Genomic DNA, 8,754 nt, shown 5'->3' with positions numbered 1-8,754 from the left:
CCCCTCCCCCCCGCCCCCCCCCCCCGCCATTACCTCGATAAGATGATTCAGCAGTATCAAGTGAGCGATTTTTGCGGGTCTCTGATCGTGGTGGACATTGATGAATTCAAACAGGTTAACGATACATACGGCCACCAGAAAGGGGACGACATTCTCAGGCAGGTCAGCGAAATCGTGAAATCCTCCATCCGGGAGGAAGACGTGCCTGCACGCTGGGGCGGGGAAGAGCTGGCTGTGTATATGCCGCAGCTAGGGGTGCACCAGGCGGTCAAAGTCGCTGAAGTGATCCGAAGCCGGGTCGCCCGGGAGACAAGCCCGTCCGTAACGATTTCAAGCGGAATCGCGGAATGGTGCTGGACGGACCCGCAGGTGAGTGTAGACAGCTTGTTCTACAGAGCGGATATGGCCCTCTACAGGGCAAAGAACAGCGGACGCAACCAAATCCAAATGGAAAACATGAACGATATGTAGCAGGCGGCCTCACTCTCGGGTGGGGGCGCCTTATTTTTGCATGAACTGGCCGGGCGGGGGACAGCCTATAAAGCAAAAAGGACCTATGATCGAAAAATGAACCTTGGTTCATTTTGTCCGGAAAGGCAGTTTTCCCATGATGAAAAAAATGGTACTTCCCGCCTTGCTGCTGCTCGGCCTTTGCGGCGGTTTGACAGGCTGCGGCATGTTTCAGGACTCGAAATCGCCGGAGGAGTGGTTTTCCCAGACGATTACCGGACTTGCCGGCATCGATTCGTTTTCATTTAGCGGCCTGGCTTCGGTTCGTGCCCAGGATCAGGGGCAGGTGCAGAACTTTGCTTACACCGGCAGGCTCACGGGGCACGACCAGCTGACCATGGAGAGCGTGATCCCTACTGGGGAGGCGGTTCAGACCACGGGACTCCAGGCACGGGGAATCACCGGGAAGACCGTAAAGGTGACGAATTTCCGCAGGCAGGACGGGGGATGGGTGAGGCTGTCGAGCGAAGCGAACCCTGAGGATAACTCTCCTTCATTAACCCGGTTAAACCCTCTGCAGCAGCTCGACGGCATTCATGGGCTTCCCAAAAGCATCAAGGTGGAGTCCAGCGCGGGCCGCGGCACCAAAGTGCTGCGGATCGAACTGGAAGGCTCCAGCGCAAAGGACTTTTTGGCGAAGCAGCTTGAATCGGAAATGGAGGGTCTCCGCAAGCAGCCGGGATACACCCATGCACAGTCCGGGCAAAAGCAAAAGCTGCAGACGCTCTGGAATCAGGGGGACAAGCAGCTGCGGCAGATGCTGAACGACGCCCAGGTCAGCACGGTCTATCATATGACGATTAACCGCAAGTCCGGATTTCCGGTCCGTCTGACCTCCGAGAGCGCGATTGACTATATCAATCTGGACGGTGTGCAGACGCGGGAGACGATGGTCAATGATGTATCATTCCAGCCTTAGGCTTGCCCAGTGACGACAAGTTCCACACCGGACGATCGGGCGGCTGCTCATCTGGTCATCATCCGACCGGCAGACTTGGGGCTTTCCGCTTGCATCCGGCGGGCTCATGCTGACGGGACTTGCCATGCGTGCTACAATAAGTCTGAATGAATTAACCTTTGTTCAAATAAATAGCTTACAGGTTATGTCAAGGGGAGGAAATAAGTAATGCGTGATCCTAGAATTCAAAAACTGGCGGAAAACCTCGTCGGTTATTCCGTGAACGTACAGCCGGGGGAGAACGTCCTTGTCGAGATGATCGGCTCGGAGCGCGACCTGCTGAAGGCCGTCATTGATGAAGTCGGCAAACGGGGAGGACGTCCGTTCGTACAAATAACCGACAAATCGGTGCAGCGTACGATGCTGATGAACGCGAGCGAAGAGATGCTCAAGACATGGGCGGACATCGACCTGAACCGGATGAAGCAGATGGACTGCTATATCGGCATCCGCGCCGGAGAGAACGTCAACGATCTGGCCGACGTTCCTGACGAAAAGGTAAAACTGTTCAATTCGCTCTATAATCATCCGGTACATAGCGGGCAGCGTGTCAACCACACCAAATGGGTGGTGCTGCGTTATCCGAACCCAAGCATGGCGCAGTTGGCCAATATGAGCACGGAAGCCTTTGAGGACTTCTATTTTGACGTATGCAACCTCGATTACGCCAAGATGGACAAAGCGCAGGATCCGCTTGCCGAGCTGATGAGAAAGACGGACAAGGTCCGTATCGTCGGGCCGGGCACCGATCTCAGCTTTTCCATCAAGGGAATCGGCGCCGAAAAATGCGCAGGCGAGAAGAACATTCCGGACGGCGAGGTATACAGCGCACCGGTACGTGATTCCGTCAACGGCACGATCAGCTACAACACCAGCACGGTATACAACGGCATTTCGTTCGAAAATATCAAGTTTACCTTCAAGGACGGAAAGATCGTGGAAGCGACCAGCAACGATACCGAGCGCCTGAACAACATTTTGGACTCGGATGAAGGGGCACGTTATATCGGCGAATTCGCGATCGGGTTTAATCCGTACATTTTGCACCCGATGAAGGACATTCTGTTCGACGAAAAAATTGCCGGCAGCATCCACTTCACCCCGGGTCAAGCCTATGAAGTAACGGATAACGGCAACCGCTCCTCCATCCACTGGGATATCGTGCTGATTCAGCGTGAAGACTACGGCGGCGGGGAGATCTACTTCGACGACGTGCTGATCCGCAAAGACGGCATCTTCGTCATTCCGGAACTGCAGGGGCTGAATCCTGAAAACTTGAAATAAGAATAGCTGAAGAAGGGAACCCGGCCCGTGAGGCCCACGGTTTAGCGCTTTTCAGAAATTCCTTGCGCGAGAAAGCGGATTCAATGTATCATAAAAGTGGTAAAATCATAGTATACTTGATATCAAAAGCTACGGAGGGATCCTATGTCCAGTAACAACGCAGCTGTTGTAGAAATCGCCCAAACGGCAAGCCAATTTACCTCTTCGATCGTACTTCAAGCGGAAAACAAGTACATCGATGTCAAAAGTATCCTCGGTCTGTTTACGACACTCGTAAGCAGCCAAAGCTATGAGCTTCATGTTCATGGACCGGATGCGGACGAGGCTAAAACGGCGATGAAGGAAGTGTTTGCCAAACACGGCCTGAACGTCAACGTGGTCTCTGAGTAAGCGATGAAGAAGAGCGCACCTGCTGGCAACAGTAAGGGCGCTTTTTTTAAAGTCATAACCTTGATATGTACCGGGGTTATTCTAGAACCTTGCACCGCCGCCAGCCTTCCCCTTAGAGTCCCTTTGCGCCGCGCTTGGCATTGAAACCCGGGGTCTTTGCGGACGATGGGCCAGAGTTTTCTGTTCCTTCGGCTTCCCGGGGACGTTTTTCTGGGCCAGGTTCTTGTATTGGTGTTCAATTTCGTCTAATATTAAGAATAGAATACAAGGGTGTAATTGTAGGATTTTGGACATAGGGGGGAAGATGCATGACTTCATCTGAGCTGCAGGAGCAGTTGAATATTAAGGCGATTAATCTGCTGAAAGATGATGCAGAGAAAATAGAGAAGCTTATTGAAGTACAAATGGAGAATCTGGCCACACGCTATTGCCCTCTCTATGAGGAAGTGCTGGACACCCAGATGTACGGATTTTCACGTGAGGTTGATTTTGCCGTACGTGCCGGTCTTGTGCCCGAACTTACTGGCAAACAACTGGTCAGTGAGCTGGAGAAGAACCTGGCCAACCTCTATGAAGCCCTGAACAACAGGGAAGCCTAAATCATCAGCCTGTCGCAAGCAGGCTTACATAAGATGCAGAATACAGACCACCTGTGTTTCTGTATCACACGATGATGAGTAGTTGCAGCTTGGCCTTCACATTGGAGGTCCCGAGATTTATAAATTTATACGTATAAAAAGGCATGCACTCCGCTGGAGCGCATGCCTTTTTTGCGTTTCCCTGCTATGCAGGGTTAAGAGCTTAAGCTGCCTTGCTACACCAAGAAAAACGATACGCCCAAAATAACGTATACGACCAGCAGCAGCAGACCTTCATACCAGTTCGTTTTGCCATCCTGGATAATAGACTTGGCGATAAATACCGACACGCCAATCGCAAGCAGCTCTATGGTCGTAAACACCAGGTCCATCGTGGTAGGCCCGAAGAAGTAGCTGACCAGCACCAGCACGGGGGCGACGAACAAAGCGATCTGCAGGCTGCTGCCTACGGCGATCTCGACCGCTGCGCCGATCTTGTTCTTCATAGCCAGCATGACGGCCGCACTGTGCTCTGCCGCATTCCCGATGATGGCCACGAGGAACGCACCTACGAACAGCTCACTAAGCCCAAATCGCGTCGTAAAGGTCTCCAGCGTATCTACCAGCCATTCACTCACGAAAGCGACCATAACGGTCGCCAGAAGGAGATACAGGATCGATTTGCCCTTGGACCATTCCGGCTCGCGTTCATGAGGCAGCTCTTCATCTTCTTCGTCGGTGACATCCGCCAAGTATTTCTTGTGCGTAATCATCGAGAAGACCAGCCAGGCAAGGTAAGCCACAATTAAGATACAAGCTACGATAAGGCTCAGCAGCTGGGTATCGCTTCCGGTAATGGAATGGCTGCGCAGGAAGACCGCAGGCACGATCAGAGCGATCACGGCGACGAGCATCAGCGAGCCGTTCATACCCGCCAATGATACGTTGAAGCTCTGAACTTTAAACTTCAGTCCCCCGGCAAAAATGCTGAGTCCCAGTACCAGCAGCAAGTTTCCGATTACCGAGCCGGTCAGACTGGCTTTGACCATGTCGAACAAGCCTTCCTTCACGAGGAAGATGGCGATAATCAGCTCCGCTGCGTTACCGAAGGTGGCGTTCAGGAATCCACCGAGCCGCTGTCCGGCATAATGCGATACGTTCTCCGTCGCTTTGCCCAAAAATCCGGCCACAAAGATGACAGAAATCGCGGACAGAATAAACTGCAGCGTTGCGTCCCAGCCTGCGAAATGTCCCACAGCACTAAGGATAAAGAAGGCGATGAGCAGGGTGGGGCTGATCCATTTTTTCAATTTTTGACACCTCTTGCCTTATGTAAGTTCGATTCTTATTCAATATACCCAAATTGCATAAGGTTGTAAACAAATCGGCAGGGCTTGGGATTTGCTTTTTGGGCCTGTTAGGATTTACAATAACGGATAATGGATGTAAAGGAGGATGGAGCATGTCGGAACAACTCCAACTAGAGAATGGAACCATACGGATTGCAGATGATGTCGTAGCGAAAATCGCCGGACTGGCCGCACTCGAAACACCAGGGATCGCAGCTATGTCGGGTGGTTTGTCGGAAGGATGGGCCAAGCGCCTGAGCGGAAAAAACGTGCAGAAGGGTGTCACGGTGGAGGTTGGCCAGCTGGAAGCGGCCATTGACCTGCGAATCATCGTGCTGTACGAAACCCCGATTCACGAAGTATCCCGCATGCTTCAGCAAAACGTGCGTGAAGCTGTCGAAAGCATGACCGGTCTGCGTGTGGTCGAAGTGAACGTGAAAGTGGAAGGCGTCGCTTTTAAAGATGACATGATTGAAGAGGTACCTACGCGCACCAAATAAGCACACGAATAAGACGAAAAAAAGACTAGGGGACTTAGGCGTCCTCTAGTCTTTTTGGTATGAGTCGCTTCAGGGTATCCCCTGAAGGTTCAGTTAAAGCGGCGCGTCTGATTGCGGGAGGAGACGGCGACCGACGGTTTCTTGACGGTCACCGACTTCACCTGTTCCTGCTTCGACGGCAGCGTACTGATCCGCGAGATGCTGAGCATGATCCCCATGCTCGCCATCATGATCAGCAGGGAAGTTCCTCCGTAACTGATGAACGGCAGGGTTACCCCGGTCAGCGGGATCGTTTGGGTGACGCCTCCGATGTTGATGAACGCCTGGATGGCAATCAAGCCCATAATCCCGATGCCGACAAGCGTTCCGAACGGATCGGGGCACCTCAGCGCGATGATGATTCCGCGCCAGATGAAGTAAATATAGACGATCAGGAAGATCGACGTTCCGATAAATCCGAACTCTTCGCCGATGACGGAGAAGATAAAGTCGTTATAGGGATTAGGCAAATAATGAAGCTTCTGGACGCTTTTGCCGAATCCGGCTCCGGTCAACTGCCCTTCACCGATAGCGGTCAGCGACTGCAGCAGATTGTAGCCCTCCCCCTGAGGATCCTTAGTCGGGTCCAAGAAGGCGTTAATCCGGCCGAGCTTATAGTTGCTCGATTGCACTGCCTGCTCCCCGCTATGGGACACCGACTTGATCAGGGCGTTAGCTCCGAGCACGAGGCTTGCACCGAGGATCAGCAGCAGGGCTGACCCTATCATATGCTTGAGGCTCGCGCCGCCGGCATAGATGATCAGGGCGCTCGTGGCCACCAGAATGAGGCAGGAGCCGAGGTCCGGCTGCATCATGATGAGCCCAGCGACGAAGCCGACAATAACCATGACCGGGATATAGCCTGTCCGCAGGTCGCGGAAGCGCTCCCCTTTTTTGCTGATCAAAGCGGAAAGGTACAGGATGATCGCGATCTTCGCGATTTCTGTCGGCTGGATACCGAGAGATCCGACACCGAACCAGCTTCGGGCACCGTTTAGGCTTTTCCCTATGAAAAGTACCAGCACTAGCATAATGACTGTCACAATAAACAGCGGGGCAAACAGCTTCTTGTACCTGGAATAAGGAATGTTCATCGCGACGAACATGGCGACAGTGCCCAGAACTGCCCATACGAACTGCCTCTTAGTAAAGTACAGTGAGTCGTAGTGAAACTTCTCACTGGCGATGGCCAAGCTCGAACTGGCGCTGAATACCATGACCAGCCCAAAACCAACCAACAGCAAGGTAAGGATGAGCAGTTGGAAATCCGGCGTCCCTCTCTTGGTTTGTTGGGGTTTTTCTTCTCTCATAAGAGACCTGACTAGGCTTCCAGAGCGGCTTTAAACTGCTGAAGCTTCTTGGTTGCAATCCCCATGATGGACGACGGAATCGGAGATTCGTATTCCAGCCCGTGAGGGAAGGTTGCTTTGCCCATGTACACGGCTTCAATTTGCAGCACAGCGCTTGGGTGTTCCAGCTTGCCCTCCACCGCACGGGTGTTGATCCGTACGAAATACTCCGAATTGGTGTTTTTATCTTCGATCTTATAGTCATATGTAGCGCGGTAGTATTCCCACTGCCAGCGGACAAAGCCTACTTTCTCGGCTACTTCGTCCATAAACGCCAGGTCGGCTTTGATGCCGTCCAGTCCCGTATTTTCAAAAATCATGGTTACTAAATCCTCCTCTATTGGTTGCCTGTAAAGTTCTTTACTCATGATATTATGTTTTAAACACTTGTGCAAGCCTTGGCAGTATTGGGGCGATACCCCATCTTAAGCGTTTCTGCTACAATAGAAAAAAGGGTTCACAACCGCGATGTGGGATGACATATCGGCAACTTAACATCCATTCTATGGCGAGAGGACGGATACATATGAAAGAAGAAGCATTGCTGAGCAAGCTGCAGCCGCAAATGGTGGAGTGGAGACGGTATCTGCACCGGCATCCGGAGCTGTCTTACCACGAGGAGAAGACGTCGGCGTTCGTGGCGGACAGGCTGCGGGAGCTGGGGATCGACGTCCGGACGCGGTTTGGCGGCGGATACGGGGTAGTCGGCGTATTAAAAGGAAGCAAGCCGGGGAAAACGGTCGTGCTGCGGGCGGACATGGACGCGCTTCCGATCCAGGATGAAAAGTCGTGCGATTATTCGTCCGAAGTTCCGGGCGTCATGCATGCTTGCGGTCACGACGGGCATACGTCGATCCTGCTGGCGGTGGCGACATACTTCAGCGCCCGGAAGGAAGATCTTCCCGGAGAGATCCGGTTCGTATTTCAACCGGCGGAGGAGGTATGTCCGGGCGGAGCCAAGGGGATGATCGAGGCCGGCGTTCTGGAGGGGGCAGACGCGGTGTACGGCGTGCACTTATGGACGCCGTTCCCGGCAGGAACCGCGGCCAGCACGCCGGGGCCGATGATGGCGGCAGCGGATGAGTTCTTTATCGATATCATCGGTAAAGGCGGCCACGGTGGCATGCCGCACGTGACGGTGGACAGCGTGGTGGCCGGATCGGCGCTGGTCATGCAGCTGCAGAGCATCGTCAGCCGTTCGGTCAACCCGCTTCGGCCGGCGGTCGTTACGATCGGAACGATCCAGGGCGGAAGCGCGCAGAACGTCATTGCCGAATCGTGCCGGATTACCGGGACCGTACGGACTTTTGATGAGGAGACGCGCCAATTTATCCGCGAACGGATCGAAGAAATAACCCGACTTACGGCGCAGACTTATGGAGCGGAGTCGAAAATTCAATATTTGATGGGTTACCCGCCGCTTGTGAATGATGAAGCGGAGACGGAAAGGTTTTTCCGCGAAGCGCCGAAGGTGTTCGGGGAGTCGAAGGTGGAGCGCTGCGAGAAGATTATGCCTGCGGAGGACTTCGCATATTATTTGCAGGAAATCCCCGGGTGCTTTATGTTTGTGGGCGCAGGCAACGAAGAGCTTCAGGCCGTCTACCCGCACCATCATCCAAGGTTTGACTTTGACGAATCGGCCATGCTGAGCGCCGCCAAGCTGCTGGTGACGATGACCCAATCCTATCAGGGATGGGAATAGGCAGGCTCGGGCCGCCGAGTCTCCCCGGTCTTGCAGGAGTGGGTTCCTGAAGGCACGAATGTTTTGGCGGACGATGGGAAAACTTGAAATGGAAG

At 53.4% G+C, this 8,754-nt stretch carries 10 protein-coding genes; 7 read left to right on the top strand and 3 right to left on the bottom strand.

Translation table 11 applies throughout. The annotated features are described in order from the left end of the window. From BCV73_RS18465 to BCV73_RS18445, 5 genes are all read left to right on the top strand, one after another. On the top strand, positions 1-471 hold a 471-nt coding region (locus tag BCV73_RS18465), incomplete at its 5' end, for a GGDEF domain-containing protein (RefSeq protein WP_179232150.1). A gap of 139 nt (positions 472-610) precedes the next feature. Continuing rightward, positions 611-1,429: a hypothetical protein gene (locus BCV73_RS18460; RefSeq protein WP_218828156.1), complete on the top strand. Its 819-nt coding sequence runs from the start codon at positions 611-613 to the stop codon at positions 1,427-1,429. Positions 1,430-1,636: 207 nt separating this feature from the next. Next, on the top strand, positions 1,637-2,752 hold the full coding sequence (locus tag BCV73_RS18455; protein WP_076169915.1) for an aminopeptidase: 1,116 nt from the start codon (positions 1,637-1,639) through the stop codon (positions 2,750-2,752). Positions 2,753-2,896: 144 nt separating this feature from the next. Next, complete coding sequence (locus BCV73_RS18450) at positions 2,897-3,142, top strand: HPr family phosphocarrier protein (protein ID WP_076169916.1); 246 nt, start codon at positions 2,897-2,899, stop codon at positions 3,140-3,142. 308 nt (positions 3,143-3,450) lie between these two features. After that, positions 3,451-3,741 carry an Fpa/YlaN family protein gene (locus BCV73_RS18445; protein WP_076169917.1) on the top strand — a complete coding sequence of 97 codons (291 nt, stop codon included), beginning with the start codon at positions 3,451-3,453 and terminating at the stop codon, positions 3,739-3,741. Positions 3,742-3,956: 215 nt separating this feature from the next. On the opposite strand, the gene cax is transcribed toward BCV73_RS18445, so the two are convergent. Continuing rightward, a complete protein-coding gene (cax, locus tag BCV73_RS18440) occupies positions 3,957-5,030 on the bottom strand; it encodes a calcium/proton exchanger (protein ID WP_076169918.1) in 1,074 nt (357 codons plus the stop codon). Positions 5,031-5,182: 152 nt separating this feature from the next. Between cax and BCV73_RS18435 the strand changes: the two genes are divergently transcribed. Then, positions 5,183-5,569 carry an Asp23/Gls24 family envelope stress response protein gene (locus BCV73_RS18435; RefSeq protein WP_076169919.1) on the top strand — a complete coding sequence of 129 codons (387 nt, stop codon included), beginning with the start codon at positions 5,183-5,185 and terminating at the stop codon, positions 5,567-5,569. 89 nt (positions 5,570-5,658) lie between these two features. Here the strand turns inward: BCV73_RS18435 and ftsW are convergent, their stop codons facing one another. Together ftsW and BCV73_RS18425 are read right to left on the bottom strand one after the other, a co-directional pair. Further along, on the bottom strand, positions 5,659-6,918 hold the full coding sequence (gene ftsW / locus BCV73_RS18430) for a putative lipid II flippase FtsW (protein ID WP_089548150.1): 1,260 nt from the start codon (positions 6,916-6,918) through the stop codon (positions 5,659-5,661). Positions 6,919-6,929: 11 nt separating this feature from the next. Next, entirely contained in the window at positions 6,930-7,277 is a 348-nt protein-coding gene (locus BCV73_RS18425) for a YugN family protein (protein ID WP_076169921.1), read from the bottom strand. Positions 7,278-7,483: 206 nt separating this feature from the next. Here BCV73_RS18425 and BCV73_RS18420 point away from each other — a divergent pair, with 206 nt between their 5' ends. Next, entirely contained in the window at positions 7,484-8,659 is a 1,176-nt protein-coding gene (locus BCV73_RS18420; RefSeq protein ID WP_076169922.1) for a M20 family metallopeptidase, read from the top strand. Positions 8,660-8,754: the final 95 nt, after the last annotated feature.

The organism is Paenibacillus sp. SSG-1, assembly GCF_002224835.1.
In the GTDB taxonomy this organism is placed as follows: domain Bacteria; phylum Bacillota; class Bacilli; order Paenibacillales; family Paenibacillaceae; genus Paenibacillus_AQ; species Paenibacillus_AQ favisporus.
Note: the sequence above shows the minus strand (reverse complement) of the source record. Positions and strands in the feature narration are given on the sequence as shown.

What these genes read in the sequence shown, in the direction of transcription:
- BCV73_RS18460 (WP_218828156.1), top strand. Translation starts at nt 611, where the DNA reads ATGAAAAAAATGGTACTTCCCGCCTTGCTGCTGCTCGGCCTTTGCGGC.
- BCV73_RS18435 (WP_076169919.1), top strand. Translation starts at nt 5,183, where the DNA reads ATGTCGGAACAACTCCAACTAGAGAATGGAACCATACGGATTGCAGAT.
- BCV73_RS18425 (WP_076169921.1), bottom strand. Translation starts at nt 7,277, where the DNA reads ATGATTTTTGAAAATACGGGACTGGACGGCATCAAAGCCGACCTGGCG.
- ftsW (WP_089548150.1), bottom strand. Translation starts at nt 6,918, where the DNA reads ATGAGAGAAGAAAAACCCCAACAAACCAAGAGAGGGACGCCGGATTTC.
- BCV73_RS18445 (WP_076169917.1), top strand. Translation starts at nt 3,451, where the DNA reads ATGACTTCATCTGAGCTGCAGGAGCAGTTGAATATTAAGGCGATTAAT.
- BCV73_RS18455 (WP_076169915.1), top strand. Translation starts at nt 1,637, where the DNA reads ATGCGTGATCCTAGAATTCAAAAACTGGCGGAAAACCTCGTCGGTTAT.
- BCV73_RS18420 (WP_076169922.1), top strand. Translation starts at nt 7,484, where the DNA reads ATGAAAGAAGAAGCATTGCTGAGCAAGCTGCAGCCGCAAATGGTGGAG.
- BCV73_RS18450 (WP_076169916.1), top strand. Translation starts at nt 2,897, where the DNA reads ATGTCCAGTAACAACGCAGCTGTTGTAGAAATCGCCCAAACGGCAAGC.